Source organism: Kitasatospora sp. NPDC101155, from assembly GCF_044768305.1.
In the GTDB taxonomy this organism is placed as follows: Bacteria; Actinomycetota; Actinomycetes; order Streptomycetales; family Streptomycetaceae; genus Kitasatospora.
In genome coordinates, this window is the sequence record NZ_JBIWPN010000009.1 from 201201 (window position 1) to 221327 (window position 20127).

Below are 20127 nucleotides of genomic sequence, written 5' to 3' on the forward strand. Positions count from 1 at the left end.
CCCGACTAACCTAGGTCGAATGACCACACAGCAGGGCCCTCAACGCCAGGGCAGGACGCCCGCCGGCCCCCGCACCCTCGCCGAGGAGCTGCGGGCACGCCCCGACGACGCGCTCGCCGCCCTGCTCCGCTCCCGCCCCGACCTGCTGAACCCCGTCCCCGGCGACCTCACCCAGCTGTCCGCCCGGCTGTCCTCGCGCGCCTCCGCGCTGCGCGCCCTGGAGCGGCTCGACCGCTTCACCCTGCAGGTCGCCGAGGCTCTGGCCACCGCCCCGGACGGCACCGGCCTGGCCGCCGTGCGGACCCTGCTGACCGGCCCGAGCAAGGTCAAGCCGCACCCCGGCGCGACCCCGCTCACTCCGGCCGACCGGTCCGCCGTCGCCACCGCGCTCCCCCGCGCGATCGCCACCCTGCGCGACCGGGCGCTGCTCTGGGGCCCGGACAACGGCCTGCGACTGGTCCTCGCCGTGCGCGAGGCGCTCGCCCCCACCGCCGCCAACCCCGGCCGCACCGGCCTCGGCCCGACCCTCGCCGAGGCCACCGTCGGCATGTCCCCGGCCCGGCTGCAGCAGCTGCTCGCCTCCGCCGGGCAGCCGGCCACCCCGGACCCGGTCACCGCCGTCGCCGCCCTGACCACCCTGCTCACCGACCGCACCCGCTGCGCCGCGCTGCTCGACACCGCCCCCGAGCCCGCGCTGCGGCTGCTGGAGCGGCTGGTCTGGGGCCCGCCCACCGGCACCGTCCCGGACGCCACCCGCCCGGTCACCGCCGAGGACGCGCAGAGCCCGGTCGAGTGGCTGCTCGCCCGCGGCCTGCTGCTGCCCACCAGCCCGGGCAGCGTCGTCCTGCCCCGCGAACTGGCACTGCACCTGCGCGGCGGCCGCACCCACCGCACCGTCGAACCGGTGCAGCCCGAGCCGGCGCCCGCCGCCGCCCCGCGCGATCCACAGGCTGTGGACAGCGCCGCGGCCGGCCAGGCGCACACCGCCGTGAAGACCGTCGAGGAGCTGCTGGACGCCTGGGGCCTCACCCCGCCGCCCACCCTGCGGGCCGGCGGCCTCGGCGTACGGGACCTCAAGCGCACCGCCCAGACCCTGGAGACCACCGAGCAGCTGGCCGCCTTCTGGCTCGAACTCTCCTACACGGCGGGCCTGCTGGCCCCCGACGGCGAGGCCGACGAGTGCTGGGCACCGACCCCCGGGTACGACAGCTGGCTGCAGCTGGACACCGCCGAGCGCTGGTCCGTGCTGGCCACCGCCTGGCTCACCGCCACCCGGGTGTCCGCCCTCACCGGCACCCCGGACGGCAAGGGCAAGCCGCGCGCCGCCCTCGGCCCCGAACTGGACCGCACCCTCGCCCCGTCCGTCCGCCGCGCCACCCTCGCCCTGCTCGCCGAACTGCCGCCCGGCACCCCGGCCACCGCCGAGGAGCTGCTGCCCACCCTGCGCTGGCAGCGCCCGCTGCGCGGCGGCCCGACCGGCCCGGACGGCCGCGAGCTGCGCGACGACCTCACCACCTGGACCCTCGCCGAGGCCGAACTCCTCGGCATCACCGGCCGCGGCGCCCTCGCCGCCCCCGCCCGCGCGCTGCTCACCGCCGAGTCCGACCCGGCCGAGGTGCTGGCCCCGCTGCTGCCGCAGCCGCTGGACCACGTGATCCTGCAGCCCGACCTCACCGCGATCGCCCCCGGCCCGCTGCTCACCCCGCTCGCCCAGGCACTCGCGCTCTGCGCCGACATCGAGTCCAAGGGCGGCGCCACCGTCTACCGGTTCACCCCGGGCTCCGTCCGCCGCGCCCTGGACGCCGGACGCACCGCCGCCGACCTGCAGACCTTCCTGGCGCAGCACAGCCGTACGCCCGTCCCGCAGCCGCTCAGCTACCTGATCGACGACGTCGCCCGCCGCCACGGCATCCTGCGGGTCGGCGCCGCCTCCTCCTACCTGCGCTGCGACGACCCGTCGCTGCTCGGCGAGGTGCTCGCCGACCGCCGCACCGCCGACCTGCGGCTACGGCTGCTCGCCCCCACCGTCCTCGCCGCCCAGGCCGCCCCGGACGTGCTGCTCGCCGCCCTGCGCACGATGGGTTACGCCCCGGCCGCCGAGTCCGCCGAGGGCGACGTGCTGATCACCCGCCCGGACAGCCACCGCACCCCGCCCCGGACGGCACCCACGCCCGTCCCCGACGGCCCGCCCAGCCCGGACGACACCCTGCTCGCCGCCGCCATCAAGGCCATCCGGGCCGGCGACCGCGCCGCCACCGCCGCCCGCCGCGAGCCCGCCCCCGACCCGCGCCAGCTCCCCCGCACCGCCGCCGCCGAGACCCTGGCCGCCCTGCAGACGGCCGTCCTGCTCGGCGAGCGGATGTGGATCGGCTACCTCAACGCCGAGGGCATCGCCAGCCAGCGCATCATCGACCCGGTCAAGGTCGAAGGCGGCTTCGTCACCGCCTTCGACCACCACGCCGACGAACTGCGCACCTTCGCCCTCCACCGCATCACGGGCGTCGCGGAGCTGGACGAGTAGCCGTTCGCGACGGGGCGTCAGTGGCCGTGCGCCTCCTTCATCTTCTCCTTGACCGCCTGGTCCGCCAGGCTGCCGAGCTGCCCCTGCCCGACCGGCAGCGAGCCGCCGCCGACCTGGTCGGCGATCAGGAATCCGGGGGCCGCCAGCAGGCCGCCGGGGCCCTCGCCGATGCCCGCGAGGGCGTGGGCGGAGCCGGCCGAGGAGGCGGTGGCGGCGAAGGCCGTGCCCATCAGGGCGAGGGCGGTGAGAACGCGCTTCGAGGTCTTCATGACCTGCTCAACGAGCGAGTACGGACCGTGGTCACTCGCAGCGACTGACGGGCGGACATCAGCGAGTGGAAGGAGCCCGCCCACGTTCCGCGCGGAATGAGCGACACTGGAGGGTCTGCGTCAATCCAGCCTGTCAGCCAGTGGAGGGCTCCCCCGCGTGAACGACGGACCGCTCATCGTCCAAACGAACAAGCCTGATACGCATCGTAAACCCTGAGTAGCCGAGGGCCGGCACGGCAGCGCGGACGAGCCCAGCCGGGCAGCTGCTAGCGATCGCCCGTGCCACCGTTGTTGAGACTGCTGGCCACCCGTCTGGTTACCGGTACGCCTTAATACTGCAACCGCAGTTATGGGGTGTGGCCTCGGCGCTTGTAGTAACAGTGGCGGGCGCGGGCCTGGCTGCGGCGTCGCCAGTGCGACCAGGCGACCATCTCACGATCTTCTCGCCCGCCCGGCCCCGGGCCAGCGGCAAGGCCGGGCATAGCTTGCCCGGCCCGATCTCACAGAACATTTGTCGAACGAAGTCGGCTGACAGCGGCAGGTAGTCAGTCCCAGCCGCCGCCGCCGTAGCCGCCGCCGTCGCCGCCGTCACCACCGTGGCGCTCGAAGTTGTCATAGCCGTAACCGCCACCGCCGTCGCCGCCGTGGCGCTCGAAGTCGTCGAAGCCGTAGCCACCATCGCCGTGGTCGCGGCCGCCGTCACCCTCGAAACGACCCATAGAACGGAAAATTGCGAGGAATGCCATGATCACACCTTCTCTGCAATCGTCTCCTTAATCCATCGTCATCCTCGATCAGGCGGCGCACAAGCGTGGAGGGGGACATGGACATTCTATGTTTTGGCCAAGCTGTCCCCATTGGCGGGAGCCTCCCAGTCGAAGGTTGGTTGGCGGGCCGCCATGCGCCCGCCGTGACTGCCGCCTGGTGCGCCGTAGGCCGGTCATGCTGCGGCATTGCCAGATCGCCTCTATGTACCGGACTGCGGACCCACCGTTACCCTCGGGTGCCCGCCGCGAGCGCAGAGAATCCTGGGAAGCCGAGCTTCTCCAGCGTCGTGCTGCGGCAGACGTCGGGGATGACGACCGCCAGGTCGCCAAGCTGGCCGGATCGCGGTCACCGGCCCCAGGCTCCACCGCGCCTGGCGACTGAAGGACGCCCTACGAGCCGTCTTCGCCCTGGCCAAGCACCGCCCAACCGCGGACGCCTGGTGGCCCCGCCGCTGCCGCATCCCCGCCTTCGTCGATCTCCAGTGCACGCGCCAATACGACGCCAAGTCCGGTGAGTGGTCACAGTTGATCTACCGACCCCGACTGGACGACGGCCACAGCCGGGTCAAGAGCCGCAAGAACTTCGCGTGAACCGACTACCGCGACCTGGTCACCGCCGCACACGCCCTCTGGGAGGGCTGCCTCCTACTTCCTCTCCGGGCCCTGCGGTCCATCGCCCGGCCCTCCCCGCGGCCGGGAACCGGCAGTGCCGGCCGACTCCTTGCCGGAGGTGCCTGAAGGAACTTGGAGAGCCTTCGTGATCTCTGCTGCGAGGGCGGTTGCCAGTGCCGGGGCAAGAGCGTTCGCCAGCGCGGTTGCGAGAGTCTGAGCAAAAATGAGTCGTTCGATCTCCGACATGCGAGACGGCGTCGACAGCGAAGCAGTGGCCATTTCGAGCAAAACTGCTGCAAGCGGAGATTTCCCGCACTCGCTTGCCATCTTTGGCGGAAGGCCCGTTTCCCGCACCATCTCTTCGAAGATGTCGTCGACAAATTCTTGCAAAGGATCTCGATGCGCTTCGTTGTCAGAATCAGCTGCCATTTTGCTTTCCTCGGCGGTCGGATTTTTCGGTGAGCAGTAGCCAGCTTGCCCTCCTCCGTCGTCCAACCGTCGAAGGGAGGGCAAGCTGTCTGTGCGGTTCGGAACTTTCGTCAAGCCCTACCGGTCAGGACCCCTTCCCCAGCGGCTTCACCACAGTGCAGACGCTGGAGCCGATGCGGGAAGGCTCCGGGGCTCAACGATGCGTGAGTGCGGCCAAGAGCAGCGGGTTGATGGGCGGCGGGGGCGGCGGAGGCGGGGCCGCCGCAGGGCCAGCTGTGAGTGCGGCCAGGAGCAGCGGGTTGATGGGCGGCGGGGGCGGCGGAGGCGGGGCCGCCGCAGGGCCAGCCGTGAGTGCGGCCAGGAGCAGCGGAGCGATCGGAGGCTCGCCCTGCTCCTTCTCCTTGCGACCACGCGCGAGTGCGGCCAGGAGCAGCGGGTTGATGGGCGGCGGGGGCGGCGGAGGCGGGGCCGCCGCAGGGCCAGCTGTGAGCGCGGCCAGGAGCAGCGGGTTGATGGGCGGCGGGGGCGGCGGAGGCGGGGCCGCCGCAGGGCCAGCCGTGAGTGCGGCCAGGAGCAGCGGAGCGATCGGAGGCTCGCCCTGCTCCTTGCGACCACGCGCGAGCGCGGCCAGGAGCAGCGGGTTGATGGGCGGCGGAGGCGGCGGAGGCGGGGCCGCCGCAGGGCCAGCCGTGAGTGCGGCCAGGAGCAGCGGGTTGATGGGCGGCGGGGGCGGCGGAGGCGGGGCCGCGTGAGCGCTCGTGAGCGCTGCCATGAGCAGCGGAGCGATCGGAGGCTCGCCCTGCTCCTTGCGACCACGCGCGAGCGCGGCCAAGAGCAGCGGGACGACGGGAGGTTCGTGGTGCTCCTCATGGCGAGCCATCAGGGCGGCCAGCAGAAGAGGGCCGACGCCCTCCTCCTCGCCAGCTTCCTTCTCGCGCATGGGGGCTTCCGGCATTGCTGTCATGATTGCCCTTTCGGTGTGACGTATAGCGACGTCGCTCGATCAGGGAGACTTCACCCCGATACTTTCGTCATCGTCACACCATGTGACACTGGCCGCACCTCGGAGCTAGGGCATCTGCGCCGACCGTGGGGTTACGTACGTGCAGAGCCCGGCCCAGGCACCCGCAGCGACGTCCCCAACCCCGGGAACACCTACCCGCCCATCACCTTGCGGGTCCGCGTCGCCCGCACCGCCACCGGCACCCTCACCAACACCAACACCGTCAGCGGCGGTGGCGACGGCACCGCCACCGCCACCGACCCCACCGTCATCGACCCCTGCGACGACCACCACCACCACCACTGGTGACCACAACACCCCAGCCACCCGGCCCACAGGGCCGACACAGCTGAACAGTCGAACGCTTCGCCGACATCCACGCTCGACCCCAACGAGCGTGGATGTCGGCATATCGGGGCCGCTCACCGCGGACCACGCGGCGGCCGGGTCCGCGCAAGCGGGTCCACCCGAGCATCGGCGGCCAGTTGACCAACGGCAGTCCGAAGGAGCCCGCCCACGTTCCGCGCGGAATGAGCGACACTGGAGGGTCTGCGTCAATCCAGCCTGTCAGCCAGTGGAGGGCTCCCCCGCGTCAACGACGGACCGCTCATCGTCAAAGATTCCGGGGCCGGAGCTGGACAGCTCGCCCACAGATGGCACGCCACGGCTCGTTCTGGCATTTCGTCACCCTGACGCAAATTCGCCGGAACGTGCCTGTGGATGGATCTGCGTCTGACATGCTGAAGGTCCAGCGAGAGGGGCCGCAGCAATGCAGTGGAAGATCCACGGGGAACGTCCGATCTACGAGAACCCATGGGTGAACCTGTGGCTGGCTGACGTCGAGCAGCCCGACGGCCACCGCTGGGAACACCACGTGGTCAAGCTCCGACACCTGGCCGTCGCCGCCATCGTGAACAGCGAGAAGCAGGTACTCATGATGTGGCGGCACCGCTTCATCACCGACACCTGGGCCTGGGAACTCCCGATGGGGCTCATCGAGCCGGACGAGACCCCGGCGGACGCGGCAGCCCGTGAGGCACTGGAGGAGACCGGCTGGAAGGTCGGTGAGGTCAAGCCACTGATCTACGCGCAACCGGCGAACGGGATCACTGACTCCGAACACTTCGTCTTCCGGGCCGACGCCGTCGAGTACGTGGGACCGCCCACCGAGCGCAACGAGTCCGACCGGATCGAGTGGATTCCGCTGTCCGAGCTGCGCGGCATGATCGACCGCCGCGAGATCGTGAGCAGTGGCTCGCTGGTCGGCGTGCTGTACCTGCTCCTGGATGAGGCCGGCCTCTGATCAGCTGGCCAACTCGCTGATGCGGCTGACCAGTTCCACCGCAGCCGGCGCGTGACGGTACGCCCTGAGCGACTGGCGGAACTCCTGGAGGTGCGCGACCACCCTCGGAGACTCCACGATCGCCGCGAGGTCGAGCGCCCGCCCTGCCGTGGCACACGCTAACTCGACCTTGCGGCCTTGGAGTTGCGTTCGCGCGAGCCAAAACGTGTGGAACGCCCGGCCTCGAAGATTCGTCGTCGGCTCAGCCCGCAGAGCCTCGGCGATGAGGGGTTCAGCAGCGCGCGTGTCTCCCAGTTGACCGAGCGCGATACCGGTGTCCACGGTGAGCTTGGTCTTGTCGAAGTACTGCACCCACACCGGATCGTCGTCGCCCGGGGCGATGCGCTCGAAGTGTTGCTGTGCCTCGCCGATCGCCTCGTGGGTGGCCTCTCGGTCGTGGGCGCTGGCGTGGCCGAAAGCTTCGCGCATGGACAGCATGGCCATAAGCCTTGGCGTGCCACCGTCGAGGCGTGCGCTGTCCTGGGCGGCCCGGGCGAGCGTGATGGCGTCCTGGGCCTTGTCCTGGTAGGTCGCCTGGAGGCTGAGGCAGGCGAGCACGTTCGCGATGAATGGACGGTCGTCGATCTCCCGCGCCAGCCGTAGCGACTCGGTGAAGTAGCCGCGGGCCGTGCTGTACTGCCGGGCGTCGAAGTACGTCCATCCGGTGAGACGCGCGAGTTCGGCCGCAATGCCGTGGAGACTGCGCCGGAAGTTGGGGTCGGCAGTGTCCCGCAGTATGCCCTTGACGTACTTGAGCTGCCCGATCACCGCTGGGCGGAGAGCTTCCCCGCCGTGCTCGTCATCGCGCCGCCAATAGTCCTCGATCGAGGCCTGGAGAGAGCGCAGCACGGTCGGCGTGACCCTGGTGCCGGCGGCGATGGCAAGGATTTCGTCCAGGTCGCTGCCGAGCTTCACCGCCACCGGCAACCCCTCTGGAGCTGGTTGAACCACCACGGTCGGCTGACGCCGCGCGGGGATCGCTGCTCGTTCCCAGCTTCGATCGGCGAGACCGAGCATGTGTCCGGGAATCCGGAGGCCGTCAGAGATTCGCTCGATGACGGCCATGTTGGTGATCTTCGGCTTGCCCTGCATGACTTCGCCGACCCTGCTGGGCGTCAGGTCGCAAGCACGGGCGATGCGGGACGGATGAAATCCGCCCTTGCGCTTGGCAAGTTGGAAGATCCGCGCGAAGTCTCTGGCCGCGCACGCGGAGATCATCTCTGGGTCTGCCAGAAGTCGGCTCGGCAGCCCCGGTGACGTTGTGGACTCGCTCACGTCCGGCACCCCCAAGACCCGGGAAGATCATCGCTGAGTGTCACTCGGGATAACTGACCGCGAGTTTACCCACCATGGGTACACGCGCTGGCCTTATTCCGGCACTGGCCGTCCCGCAATCCTGATGGTCCCCGAGCACTTCCCGGGGGTCGACGGAGACGGAGGGTGGTCCGTACCGATGAGCCCGTTGGACACGGCGTCCTTCCCGGTACCGCAGGAGTGGGGCGTCGATCCGGATGCAGCCGCTGTGCCTCCGGCACGGCGCCTGATCCTCGACATTGCGCGCTTCTGGCGTGTGCCGCTGTCGGAAGCAGCGCTGCGCGATGTGGAGTTGTGCGCGAGCGAGGTACTGGCGAACGCGATGGAGCACACGACGGCGCGGTGCCGGGTGACGGTGCGGTGGACCGGTGAGCGGCTGCGAGTGGAGGTTGCAGACAGCAGCCTTCGCGCACCTGAGCCTGGGGCACCTGAGGACATGGTCACTTCTGGCCGCGGCCTGCTCCTGGTCGAAGGGCTCGCGCACTCGTGGGGCTGGTACCCCACGAGTGCGGGCAAGGTCGTGTGGTTCGAATGCGCGGCCGACCAGCTGGCCACTGGGGACCGACGCTTGGCCATCCTCGTGCACGGCGCCCGCAACCAGGCTGACGGCCGCTTCGCGCGCTCGGCGTGACACCCAAGGCTCCGCCCGACCGTCGTCACTCCCGGCGGGCGGATTGGTGCCGGCCGCGCCGTTTCCGTGGGGTACGGCCGGCACCGCCCCAGCTTCCTGTGCGGGTCCACGCTCGTACAGGAGTGGTTACGGGATAGTCGAACGTGACTTTCCCGCAGCGGAGTTCATGAATCTACGATCGATGGGAGAAGAGATCATGGCCGACGAGTACCAGCACCTGCTGGCGTCCGACGGGAACCCGCAGGACGACAGCAGCTCGGGCAACAAGCACGGCGGGGGCGGCTCGGACGAGGGTGGCAACACCTCCGACGGCTCCAACCCGGCGGACGGCAAGTGACGACGCGCACGGAGGGGGCCGGCTCCATGGGGCTGGCCCCCGCGCTCCTCGCCTCGGGTGCGCTTACCTCGGATTGGCTTCCGACCTTCGAGGCGGTTCCCCGGCACCTGTTCGTTCCTGACCGGATCTGGCCCGGAAAGGCGGGCGGCGCGGTGCAGGCCGAGCAAGTGGTCTCGCGCGCGGATGATCCGGACGCGTGGTGGGAGGCGGTGAATTCCGACATCCCGTTGACCTTCCAGTGGGACGACGGGGAGCACACCGGCAACGCGAAGGGCACGACGCCTAGTTCGTCCAGCTCTATGCCGACCATGGTCGTCTCCATGCTCGCTGACCTGGACGTGGACGCGGGCATGCGGGTGTTGGAGGTGGGAACAGGAACGGGCTGGAACGCGGCGCTCCTGGCCCACCGGCTCGGGGACGAGAACGTGGTGACGATCGAGGTCGACGCCGACGTCTCCGCAGCGGCGGCCACGCGGTTGGAGCGGGCCGGACTGAATCCGCGTCTGGTGGTCGGGGACGGTGGCGCAGGCCTCGCGAACCTGGGCCAGTTCGACCGACTGGAGGCCACCTGCTCGATCGCCCGGGTGCCCGCGCCCTGGCTTGAGTTGGTGCGGCCGGGTGGGCTGGTGGTCTCGCCCTTGGGCACCGAGTACGGCGGTGAGGCGGTGGTGCGGCTGGCCGTCAGGGAGGACGGGACGGCCGTTGGGCGTTTCACCCGCTCGTCGGCGTTCATGCGCATGCGGCAGCAACGCTCAACCCGACCGCCGCTGGCGGCGTATCTGAAGGGGAAGTCCTGGCCAGCCGACGGCGAGCGGTCGTTCACGCGCCTGTCGCCGGCGGACACCGGTGACTGGATCGATCAGTTCGCGATCGGCCTCCAGGTCCGCGGCTGCTTCTGGCGCGCCGAACGCTACCGGGACGGCTCGTACACCCTATGGCTTTACAGCACCGACACGGCCTCCTGGGCTACCGCCGATTGGGAGGCCGAGCGGACGACGTACGAGGTCGTGCAGTCGGGTCCCCGCCGGCTGTGGGACGAGGTGGAGACCGCGTGGCGCTGGTGGAACGCGGCCGGGCGTCCCGACTTCGAGCGCTTCGGCCTGACCGTCACCCCCGACGGCCACACGCCGTGGCTGGACGACCCGGCCAACACGCTGCCCCAGTTCGGCAAGTAGGGACCACTGGCGGTCCACCCGGGCCCAACAACTGAAAGAAGTGCCGGACCACCCTCACCTTGGCGGGGGCGGGTGGTCCGGCGGCAGGCTGACCTCAATCAACCCTGGTGCCGCATGGTACCGGGGCCATCGGCGTTTCCTCGAACAGCTATCCGATTGGAGGTCAGCAGTGAGGTACCGGACGACAAGACAGGACGGCGGGCCAGTGCTGGAGGGCGGCCATTCCGGTCGGGCCCCCCGACAGCTGCCGAGATTAGGGGCGGGCGGGTTCAGTCAAGCCCGCACGTACGGGCCTGTGCATGGCGACGGTGGCGAGCGGTGCGGGCTTGACGGGTTCCGACCGCCCCGGACAATCGGGCTGCGGGGGGCCCGAACGAACGGCGGGCAACCATCGGCCGTGACCTGTGCCCCGTGGGGCCGGACAGCCTGTCCGGGGTCCTTCCGGCCCAACCGACCGCCTCCCGTTCCTTGCGCCGCCAGCGGGGCCGCCCATAGCGGGGCGGAGACAGGAGCGACGGGCGGCGACGCGGCGGCGCGCGGCCCGCCTCTGGCGGGCCGCCTTGATCCAGTAATGAAACTTTGAACACGCTCCCCCTGCCCGCTTCGTCACCCTGGATCTGGCCGCTCTCTGCCGGCCGTACGTCTTCCTGCCTGCTGCTGCCCCGATCCGCCGTAGGCGTCAGGAAGTCCGCGGTGCCCTTCTCCGCCCGCCCTCCGCATGCCTCGGCCCTGGCTCGCTCGCACGGGCGTGGTCCGCTCCGCCCTCATCCCTCGGCCTCGGGCTGCTTCGACGGTTCCTGGTCGACTGTCACACCGATTGCGCCTCCGACACCTCTATGGACCGTACGCACCACCCGGCCGCTCCAGCGGCTTACCACAAGATCGGCTCGCTACAACGAGCCGCGAAGGGCTCAGAGTGCTGCACGTGCGCCGACGGAACTCGGTCCTCGCGGCGGCCCGGGCACTACCACAAGATCGGCCAAGTACGTTCGGCCGTTGCGGCGGGAAGGTGGTGCGCGAGGCCCAGGGAAGAAAGTTCGGCCGGCGTGTCACACCGACGCCGTTTTCGTGGCTTCTATGCGTGCGACCTGGAACCAGTAGGACGAGTGGGAGGAACGGGACATGTCGGATATGGCGGCGGGATCGGTGGAGCCTATCCACAGGCTGTGCGTGGCTGGATGGTTGCACCGCGAGCGGGGCGGCTTCTATCAGGAATCCCCGGCCGTACCTAATCGCGGAAAGGCGGCATCGTGTCCCGCGTGCGGCCGGCAGGAAAAGCCAGGCCGCAAATGTGGCGCATGCCACACGGCATCTTCCCTGAGCTATTACGAACGGCTGGTTTTTGTACGAACTTACTTCGGGGTCGAGGTTAAATACCAGACCCCATATCTCCGGCGCAAGTACCTGGGCGACGACCACGATGGATTCATCCCCGAACGGCTCGGGGCCGGCGCGACGAAAGGCGGTTCGGTGATCATGTGGCGTGATGTGCGTCACGGGAGCGGTCGGTCGTTCCGCTCGCCGGTTCCGGATGTCGGTCGAACCTTCTCACTGCCTCTCCGGTCGGCCTGTGCGGCGGGGAAGCCGGAGTGGATTTGCCCGCAGGGCTTGGGGTTGGCTTCGCACCAGGGTCCCGGGGCGCGGGATCTGGAGGAACGTTTCCCCGCCCTGCGGGATCTGGCGGGCGCTGGAGGGTGCACAGGGTTGCCGGCCACGGCGCAGGTGGCCAGCGTGAACCTTGATGGGCTCTGGCCTGCGGGTTCGGCTCACCTTGATGCCCCTCGGGGCGAAACCTTGATGGCCAGTCACACCTTGATGCCCACACCTTGATGGCGGGAGTTACCGAAACGTTGCGAAACGAGGCTTCCGCATCGAGGAATCCATCAAGGGTCGCGGTGTTGAGTGCAGGAACTCACCGGCCGGGTGCCGAAACTCACCGGGTCGGTGCGGGAACTCACCAGGCTGCGAGGCCCTTCTCACCAGCCGTGCGGGGCCCGGCTGAAACTCACCACTTTTCTCACCACGGCTTGATGCGGAACCGTTACGCGCGGTCGGGGTGCTTGGGGAGAAAACCGGTGAGTTCTGCGGGCTTGAGTGGGCCACCGAAAGCGAACGACATGCGGGGGAAAGGAATCTGATGAACGGCGAACTCGGGCGCCTGCTCGAAACGATGGCGCGGGTCGGCGGTCAGCTGGCCGACCTCAACGAGGAGATGACCCGGCTCAACGAGCGTTTTGCTCGAATTGTGCAAGCCGCTGGCGGAACTGCTCCTGCTGCTCCTGGAGTTGCTGAACCTGCGCGGCAAGTCCGGTGACGAGATCGGTGATCTTGGCTAGGTCGGCGGCGGACACCTCGACGGTTTCGCCGCCCGCCTCGGCCTGCTCGGTGGCGGGTTCCGGCTGGGGCCTGGCACGCACGAACGTGCCGACCCCCTGCACGGCGTAGACGAGTCCTTCTTCGCGCAGGACCCGTACCGCGCTGCGGGCGGTCATGTTGGCGATGCCGAACCGCTTCTCGATCTCGGAGAGAGCGGGCAGCTTGTCGCCAGCCTTCAAGCGCCCCTCGGCGATGTCCTGGCGCATGGCGTCGGCGGCCTTCTGGTAGGGCGCCCGCTCCTCGTCGTTTCTGCGGCTCATGCCGCCCAGGGTAGCCCCCGCTAGCACACCCAACACCCCCACCGACCAAATTTGGTAGGTGCTCCCGGCTGCCTCATCTATGACACTGCTAGGTCTGCTTGACAGTGACCAGCAGTCCCGTGCTACAACATGCCTAGCACCGCTTAGCGGTCTAGCGGGGTCGGTGTCCTCCGGCCCCTCCACCTCCCACCTCTGGAGTGCCTTCATGGCTCGTATCACCATCCGCCCCGACCTGACCGGCACGACCCACATGGTGGCCGTACCGCCGGTGCCGAAGATGGCCGACGCCGCTACCGGTCTGGTCGCCACCGACCGCGAGAGCGGCGCGACCCTCTACACGGTCCAGCTCCTGGAGACGTTCGAGGCGACGGCCCAGCTGATCAAGGTGACCGTGCCGGAGCCCGGTCTCGACGCCGCTCTCGCGCCCGGTGCGATCGTGCGCCCGGTCGGCCTGATCGCCACCCCGTGGGCGAACCTCTTCAACGGTCAGGTGCAGTCCGGTGTGGCCTACCGGGCGGAGGCCCTGGTGTCCGCCGTCCCGGCCGCCCCGGCGGCGAAGTCGGCCGCCAAGACCGCTGAGCCCGTCGCCTCGTGACCGGCATCGGACCCGCCCGCGTCGTCGGGCCCGTGGACTCCACGTCTGCGGGCCTGGCCCCGGCCCCCGCCCCGGCCACCTACCCGCTCCCCGCGCCGGATGACGACCCCCGCTTCACCTTCGGCCTGGTCCTCGACGTGGCCAAGGCCCTGGAGGCACATGGCTACCCGCCCGTCGCCTCCGGCCCTGACCTGCTGAACCTGCGACAGGCCCTCTTCCGCTTCCTCTACTCCCAGGACGTGACCCGATGAACACCCACCCGCCGGTCCCCGCCTCGGGACCGCTGGACACCCTCCCCCCGTGGCTGCCCTACGCCCTCGGTGCGGGCGTCCTGGTCCTGCTGGCCTGGCTGCTGGTCATCACCGGCCGCTACCTCATGGCCGACAAGGACACCCGCCGCTCGATCCGGCAGGCCGCCCGCATCCGCCGCACCTGGCCCCGCCTGTCCCGCAGCCTCGGCCTGGTCACCATCGACCGCCACCCCACCTTCATGGCCTCCGTGGCCAACACAGACGGCAAGAAGCCCCAGCCGCGCACGCTCGTGCCCGCGCTCCACACCAAGGCCGACCGCTACGGCGTGGTCGTGGACGTCAAGACCGTGCCCACCGTGGGCCTGCCAGAATTCCAGAAAGCCGCGGAACGCCTGGCCGCCGCATGGCAGTGCACCCGCGTCTCCGTCACCCCCGGCAAGCCCGGACGCCTCCACCTGCGCGCCGTACGCTCCGAGCCGCTGTTCGAGCCGTACGCCTACGTGCCCGACGGCAAGCCCCCGGCCGACCTGACCGTCTGGGACCTCGGCATCGACGAGTACGCCGTCGCCACCGCCCTGCGCATCGCCGACGTGCCCGGCATGGCCGTGGCCGGCCTTCCCGGCTACGGGAAGACCTCCCTGATCAACGCCCTCATCTCCCGCCTCGCCCCGTCCGACGCCGTACAGTTCGCCGTCGCGGACGGGAAGGTCTCCGGCCGCCATGAGGGCGACTACGCCGACGTGGTCGACCGGCTGTTCGCCTTCGTCGGTGACGACCTTGAAGAGGCCAACGCCCTGTTCACCCGCCTCGTGAAGCTGCGGCGGGCCCGCTCGTCCTGCATCCGCGAAGTCCTCGGCAGGCTCGCCGGCAAGCGCGTGAAGAACATGTGGGACATCGGCCCGAGCAAGGAATGGCCGCTCGTCGTCCTGGTGATCGACGAAGCACACACCTACTTCCGCGACTTCAAGGGCTCCGACGCCGCCACCAAGCGCCTGGCCGCCCTCGCCCAGGAAAACATCCGCCTGGTCGAAGACCTGGTCAAAAAGGGCCGCTCAGTCGGCATCCTGGTCATCCTCGCCACTCAGAAGGCCACGGGTGACGCGCTGCCCACCGCGATCCGCGACGTCTCCCCGCTGCGGCTCTCCTTCGCCCAGACCACCACGGACGCGTCCGTGGCCGCCCTCGGCGACAACATCCGCGACTTCCCCGACTTCGACCCCACCACCCTCCAGGACCACGGATACAAGGGCGTCATCGTCATGGCCCGCCCCGGCGGCAAGGGCTTCATCCGGGTCCGCATCCCCTACGTCGACCCCGACGACGCCGCCCGCGTCGCCGAAGACTCCGCCCACCTGATGGCCGACCCCTTCGAGCTGCTGACCCTCCTGACAGGGCCAAACCTCCTCAAGGACACCGACCTCGACGACGCAGCCTGACCCCATGCCGCCAACACGTAGACGAGAAAGGAGAGTTAGCGATGACCGCCACCACCCCCGCCGCGCCCGGCCCGACCGACCCCGGAGCGTTCACCCGCATCACGGTCACCATGGTGATGGCGGTCATCGCGGCCCTGGCCTTCGTCTTCTCCTTCGGCAACGTCTGGGCCCTCGCCCTGCGCCTGGGCATCCCTCACCCCATCGCACCCCTGATCGCCCCCATGGTGGACCTGTCCGTGGTCGGCCTGCTCGTCGCCCTCCACCACCTCGCCCTGACCGGCACCAAACCGGACCAACTCCGCCCCGCCACACGGCTGATGCACCTGTGCGGCATGCTCACCCTCGCCCTCAACACCGCCGAACCCGTCATCGCCGGCCACTACGGCCGCGCCGCCCTCGACACCGTCGCCCCCGCCCTCCTCCTCGGCTGGGGAGCGGTCGGCCCCAACCTCCTGCGCCACCTCGCCACCCCAACCCCTCATCCCAGCAAGGACGTTGCTCCTGACCCCCACCGCGCCCCTTCGCCCGACACTCCGACTCTCCTCGACCAGCCCGGCCCCGTACCCGCCACGCTCCTGGCGGACACGGCCTCGGCCGCTGAACCCCGCACCCCTGAAGACGGCACCGAACCCGGTCAAGGGCCCACGCCGCCGCTGCCTCCGACCGCCGACCTGACCACCCCAGACGCCGAACCCGCACCGGTCGCCGAGCCTGATCCGGAACCCAAGCCCGCTGCGGCACCCGCCCCGGCCCCCGCGCCCCCGGTCCTCCCGGACGTCCCGGCCCCGCTGCTGGGCGCCGCCCGCCGCATCGCCGACGACCACCGCGCCCGCACCGGCGCCGTGATCACCCCCGGCGAACTGCGCGCCCGCCTCGGCGTCCCGCCCCGCCTGGCCGACGCCGTCCACGCCCACCTGGCCGCCGTCCCTGCCTGATCCCTGCCCACCCGCCTCGCGCCGACCGCGAGCACGCCCCTCGTGGTCGGTGCGACGGCACCTCTATGCCCCAAACCCCTCTCGACTGCCCGGAAGGACAGCCCCGTGACCGATCTCCACCCCGATCTCCTCGACCTGCGCGCGGTCGCCTCACTGGCCGCCCGGGACCTGGTCCACCTCGCCAACCGCGACGACTTCGACCGCATCGAAGCCACCGTCGAGCGCCTTGCCGGCTGTGCCCACCCCATCCAGCTCACCGGCAGCACCTCCACGTTCGACAAGGCCACCGGCGAACTCCTGCGGCACTACTCCAGCACCGCCGAACCCCTCGGCCGCACGCTCATCGCCTGCGGCAACCGCCGCGCAACCCGCTGCCCTTCCTGCTCCCGCGTCTACGCCGCCGACACCTACCAGCTCATCCGCGCGGGCCTCGCCGGAGGCAAGGGCACCCCCGACGCCGTCCGCACCCACCCCCGCGTCTTCGTCACCCTCACCGCTCCCAGCTTCGGCCCCGTCCACAACCGCCCCACCACCCGCACCGGCAAGCCCTTTCCCTGCCGCTGCGGCACCCTCCACGGGGCCGACGCCCCGATCCTCGGCACCCCCGTCGACCCCGCCTCCTACGACTACGCCGGAGCCGTCCTCTTCAACGCCCACGCCGGAGCCCTCTGGGCCCGCTTCACCACCTACCTGCGCCGCGAAGTCGCCCACGCCGCCGGACTCACCCTCACCGAACTCCGCGACGAGTGCCGCGTCTCGTTCGCCAAGGTCGCCGAGTTCCAAAAGCGCGGCCTGGTCCACTTCCACGCCATCGTCCGCCTCGACGGCCCCGAAGGCTCCACCACCGCCCCGCCCGCCTGGGCCACCACCGACCTCCTCACCGACGCCGTCCGCACCGCAGCCGCCAAGGTGGCCATCACGGTGACCGGCGACTCCATCGGCGAACGCGTCCTTCGCTGGGGCGAACAGCTCGACGTCCGCGTGATCCGCCGACCCGACGCCGACGACCGCGACGACACCCCGCTCACGGACGCCGCCGTGGCCGGCTACGTCGCCAAGTACGCCACCAAATCCGCGGAGGGCACCGGCACCATCGACCGCCCCCTCTACTGCACCCGATGCAAGGGACGCGGACGCACCCCCACCGATGACGGCGACACCGAATGCCGCTCGTGCGAGGGAACCGGCCTGGCCGAACCCATCGCGGACCTCAAGGTGGCCGCACACGTCCGCCAGATGATCCGCACCTGCTGGGACCTGGGCCGCCGCGTCACCGACTTCACCGAACTCAAGCTCACCAAGTGGGCCCACATGCTCGGCTTCCGGGGCCACTTCTCCACCAAGTCCCGCCGCTACTCCACCACCCTCGGCACCCTCCGGGGCGTCCGCCGCACCTGGCAGAGCGAACAGGCCCGTGTCCGTGCCGGGCACCCGCCCATCGACCCCGACACAACCCTCGTCGTGTCCGACTGGCGATACCTCGCCACCGGCTACACCCCCGGCGAAGAACTCCTCGCCCAAACCGTCCGCGACAACCGCACCGCCACACAACGCCTCAAGCGAGAAGGGGACATGGGATGACGACAGCAGTTCCCAATCTCGACTGGGCGCGCGACCGTGTCACCGAAGTCTTCGCCGACACCGTTGTCGGTGAATTCCTCACCGAGCAGCGCGGCGACGACCGATCGGCAGATGCCTCCACGTGGCTCGTGACCACGGAGTTTCCGACCGTCGCCGCCGATCTCACCTCGCTGCTTGGCGGCGATACGACTGAGCCGATGGCGACCACCGGCGGCCACATCACCGTGGCAACACGGACCACCGAAGTTCTGGTTGTGCTGGACGGACCGGAGGCTGTGACCTGTGCTCTTGTCCAGCACGCCGCGACGCGCAGCCTGGTACCTGCCATCTCTGTCCGTTTCCGGCTCGCTCACGCCTATCAGCTCGGCGCATTCCGCTTCCAGTCTGCGTCCTGGGACCTTGCCGAGACGGTCATTGACGTACAGCACGCGCTTGCCCAAACCGGTGGGCAATCGCTCTGCAAGCTCTCACTGCAACTGGTCCGGTTCACGGCGCGGGACGGCGTCGAGATGGCCTTTCGCAAACCTGCGCTAACCGCCCTCCGGGCCTACGGCGAGCAGAACTGACAACTCAACCCCGAACAGAGCAGCCCGCCTTCGATACCTCCGAAGGCGGGCCGCTCGCGTTGGTCAGTCCGCTACTTCCTCGGGGCCGACCGGTCATCGCCTTGACCACCCGTCCCTTCCGCTGCCGTGATCTTCCCTGCGGCGGACCGCCGCATCATCCCCTCCTCGCCGAAGTGGAGGGCAAGCCGCCTAAGGTCCAGGACCTTGCCCGCCTTCTCCGCCGGGGCCACCTCGACGTACGCGCCAGTGCTGAGCAACAGGTCCCGCTTCCCGGCCACGTCGGCGTCCCGCCAGACCTCCTCATGCGTCTTGCCGATCGGGACCACCTCCGTTCCCGCCGGCTTCGCGTTCCGCTGCCTCTCCTTGAGGTCGGCGATCCGCTCCTCCAACCGGGCGTACTGCGTCGCGTAGCGTGCCGCGCCGTCGTCGCCCTTGAAGAGACCGCGCTCGTACCGGTCCTTCTCCAGGTCGGTCAGTGCTTCCTCTGCCTGCCTGATCTGCGGGCGGAAGTTCTCCCCTGCGTGCTCCACCACCCGCACGACGGGAAGACGGCCGAACTTCCGAAGGAACTCGGCCTCGACGTGGTCTTCCATCCCCTTCCCCGCGATGCTCACGCCGTAGCAGTCGACCGCGACGCCGCCTTGCCTCTTCTTGAGCCGACCGATGCAGCGGTACCGCGTCCGCCCGCTCGCCACGTAGGTGTACATCCGGAAGCCGCACAGCGCGCAGTGCGCCACCCCGCGCAGCAGCGATGTCGCTTCCCGCCTGCGCTCGCCCGGGTTGTTCGAGCGGCGGCCCAATTCGTCCTGGAGCGCCTGCCAAGTGTCCATGTCCAGGATCGGCGGCCGGTTGACCAGCGGCAGCCCATCGGTTCGCAGGATCGGCTTGCCGTCCTCGATGACCTGCCCGAGCAACTGCGGGTTGCTCAGCAGACTCCGCAGCGAAGTCGTGTACCACTTCTTCGAGTTGCTGCGCTTGCCGGTGGTCTGCCGCGACGTGTGTCCCGGGGACGGGATGTCGGCCTTGGTGAGGTCAATGGCGATCTGGATCAACGAGTCCTTGGCCAACACCCGCTTCACGATCGTGTGAATGGTCTTGGCCTCCTCCTGGTTGACCACCAGCACCTTCCCGGCGCCATCCGGGTTCGGGGCCACCTCGTAGCCATAGGGGACACGTCCCCCGGTGTAGCGGCCTTCCCGCCGCAGGTGCTCGTGGGCGCCAGCGACCCGCATGCCGATGGTGTCCGACTCCAGCTCGGCGAAGACGGCGATCACCTTCGCCATCGCCCGCCCCATGGACGACGTGAGGTCCAGCGGTTCCGTCGCCGACGCCAGGGCAACGCTCTGCGCCTCGGTGATCTTCATGATCTCGGCGAAGTCCACCGTGGACCGGGCGAGCCGGTCGATCTTGAAGAACACGATCACGTCGAACTCGTCGAGCCGTTCCAGGATCTTCTGGAGCCCCGGCCGCTCCAGGCCCCGCGAGAAGCCGGAGACGTCGATGTCCTCCTCGACGGCGACCACGGTCCAGCCGCGTGCCGCGCACAGCTGCTCGCAAGCCGCCCGCTGGCGTTCCGGGGAAGTAGTTTCCTCTGTCTCGCGTGATAGGCGAACATAGATAGCTGCGCGCATTCCAGGCGCGCTTGCCGGAACGCCCTTCCGGCGTCGGGCTCGGGGCATGGCCCGAACGGTGGCAGTCGTGGTCTCTGTCACGCGGCGATCCTATCC

Annotated in this window: 18 protein-coding genes and 1 pseudogene; 13 read left to right on the plus strand and 6 right to left on the minus strand. The window is 70.0% G+C overall.

The window, feature by feature from the left end; translation table 11 throughout:
• The first annotated feature begins 19 nt into the window (after positions 1–19).
• Positions 20–2521 carry a helicase-associated domain-containing protein gene (locus ACIRYZ_RS16425; RefSeq protein ID WP_402944447.1) on the plus strand — a complete coding sequence of 834 codons (2502 nt, stop codon included), beginning with the start codon at positions 20–22 and terminating at the stop codon, positions 2519–2521.
• A gap of 17 nt (positions 2522–2538) precedes the next feature.
• On the opposite strand, the gene ACIRYZ_RS16430 is transcribed toward ACIRYZ_RS16425, so the two are convergent.
• Complete coding sequence (locus ACIRYZ_RS16430; protein ID WP_402944449.1) at positions 2539–2790, minus strand: hypothetical protein; 252 nt, start codon at positions 2788–2790, stop codon at positions 2539–2541.
• A 545-nt stretch (positions 2791–3335) separates the two neighbouring features.
• Positions 3336–3536 (minus strand): hypothetical protein, encoded by a 201-nt coding sequence (locus ACIRYZ_RS16435; RefSeq protein ID WP_402944451.1) that lies wholly within the window; start codon positions 3534–3536, stop codon positions 3336–3338.
• A 337-nt stretch (positions 3537–3873) separates the two neighbouring features.
• On the opposite strand from ACIRYZ_RS16435, the pseudogene ACIRYZ_RS16440 reads away from it, so the two are divergent.
• Positions 3874–4040: pseudogene (locus ACIRYZ_RS16440) on the plus strand (ISL3 family transposase); the annotation flags it as partial.
• A gap of 162 nt (positions 4041–4202) precedes the next feature.
• Here ACIRYZ_RS16440 and ACIRYZ_RS16445 read toward each other — a convergent pair.
• A complete protein-coding gene (locus tag ACIRYZ_RS16445; RefSeq protein WP_402944454.1) occupies positions 4203–4598 on the minus strand; it encodes a hypothetical protein in 396 nt (131 codons plus the stop codon).
• Between the two features lie 1171 nt (positions 4599–5769).
• Here ACIRYZ_RS16445 and ACIRYZ_RS16450 point away from each other — a divergent pair.
• Both ACIRYZ_RS16450 and ACIRYZ_RS16455 read left to right on the plus strand, forming a co-directional pair.
• On the plus strand, positions 5770–5910 hold the full coding sequence (locus ACIRYZ_RS16450; RefSeq protein WP_402944457.1) for a hypothetical protein: 141 nt from the start codon (positions 5770–5772) through the stop codon (positions 5908–5910).
• 460 nt (positions 5911–6370) lie between these two features.
• Positions 6371–6904: an NUDIX hydrolase gene (locus ACIRYZ_RS16455; RefSeq protein WP_402944460.1), complete on the plus strand. Its 534-nt coding sequence runs from the start codon at positions 6371–6373 to the stop codon at positions 6902–6904.
• On the opposite strand, the gene ACIRYZ_RS16460 is transcribed toward ACIRYZ_RS16455, so the two are convergent.
• Positions 6905–8218 carry a hypothetical protein gene (locus ACIRYZ_RS16460; protein ID WP_402944463.1) on the minus strand — a complete coding sequence of 438 codons (1314 nt, stop codon included), beginning with the start codon at positions 8216–8218 and terminating at the stop codon, positions 6905–6907.
• A gap of 178 nt (positions 8219–8396) precedes the next feature.
• Here ACIRYZ_RS16460 and ACIRYZ_RS16465 point away from each other — a divergent pair, with 178 nt between their 5' ends.
• From ACIRYZ_RS16465 to ACIRYZ_RS16475, 3 genes are all read left to right on the plus strand, one after another.
• Positions 8397–8888: an ATP-binding protein gene (locus tag ACIRYZ_RS16465; protein ID WP_402944465.1), complete on the plus strand. Its 492-nt coding sequence runs from the start codon at positions 8397–8399 to the stop codon at positions 8886–8888.
• Positions 8889–9069: 181 nt separating this feature from the next.
• A complete protein-coding gene (locus tag ACIRYZ_RS16470; RefSeq protein WP_402944468.1) occupies positions 9070–9225 on the plus strand; it encodes a hypothetical protein in 156 nt (51 codons plus the stop codon).
• A 26-nt stretch (positions 9226–9251) separates the two neighbouring features.
• Entirely contained in the window at positions 9252–10400 is a 1149-nt protein-coding gene (locus ACIRYZ_RS16475) for a methyltransferase domain-containing protein (protein WP_402944471.1), read from the plus strand.
• 2222 nt (positions 10401–12622) lie between these two features.
• Here ACIRYZ_RS16475 and ACIRYZ_RS16480 read toward each other — a convergent pair.
• Positions 12623–13036, minus strand: coding sequence for a GntR family transcriptional regulator (locus tag ACIRYZ_RS16480; protein ID WP_402944473.1), 414 nt, complete (start codon positions 13034–13036; stop codon positions 12623–12625).
• Positions 13037–13241: 205 nt separating this feature from the next.
• Between ACIRYZ_RS16480 and ACIRYZ_RS16485 the strand changes: the two genes are divergently transcribed.
• The 6 genes from ACIRYZ_RS16485 to ACIRYZ_RS16510 all read left to right on the plus strand — a co-directional run bounded on the left by ACIRYZ_RS16485 (position 13242) and on the right by ACIRYZ_RS16510 (position 18400).
• Positions 13242–13631: a hypothetical protein gene (locus ACIRYZ_RS16485; protein ID WP_402944476.1), complete on the plus strand. Its 390-nt coding sequence runs from the start codon at positions 13242–13244 to the stop codon at positions 13629–13631.
• A gap of 32 nt (positions 13632–13663) precedes the next feature.
• Positions 13664–13882: a hypothetical protein gene (locus tag ACIRYZ_RS16490; protein WP_402944478.1), complete on the plus strand. Its 219-nt coding sequence runs from the start codon at positions 13664–13666 to the stop codon at positions 13880–13882.
• Positions 13879–15318 (plus strand): AAA family ATPase, encoded by a 1440-nt coding sequence (locus tag ACIRYZ_RS16495; RefSeq protein WP_402944481.1) that lies wholly within the window; start codon positions 13879–13881, stop codon positions 15316–15318. Before ACIRYZ_RS16490 ends, ACIRYZ_RS16495 begins: the two co-directional genes overlap by 4 nt.
• A 41-nt stretch (positions 15319–15359) precedes the next feature.
• Positions 15360–16253, plus strand: a complete 894-nt coding sequence (locus ACIRYZ_RS16500) for a DUF2637 domain-containing protein (RefSeq protein WP_402944484.1) — start codon at positions 15360–15362, stop codon at positions 16251–16253.
• A gap of 105 nt (positions 16254–16358) precedes the next feature.
• Positions 16359–17834 (plus strand): replication initiator, encoded by a 1476-nt coding sequence (locus ACIRYZ_RS16505; RefSeq protein WP_402944486.1) that lies wholly within the window; start codon positions 16359–16361, stop codon positions 17832–17834.
• Positions 17831–18400 (plus strand): hypothetical protein, encoded by a 570-nt coding sequence (locus ACIRYZ_RS16510; protein WP_402944488.1) that lies wholly within the window; start codon positions 17831–17833, stop codon positions 18398–18400. Before ACIRYZ_RS16505 ends, ACIRYZ_RS16510 begins: the two co-directional genes overlap by 4 nt.
• 71 nt (positions 18401–18471) lie before the next feature.
• Here the strand turns inward: ACIRYZ_RS16510 and ACIRYZ_RS16515 are convergent, their stop codons facing one another.
• Positions 18472–20079, minus strand: a complete 1608-nt coding sequence (locus ACIRYZ_RS16515; protein WP_402944642.1) for a recombinase family protein — start codon at positions 20077–20079, stop codon at positions 18472–18474.
• Positions 20080–20127: the final 48 nt, after the last annotated feature.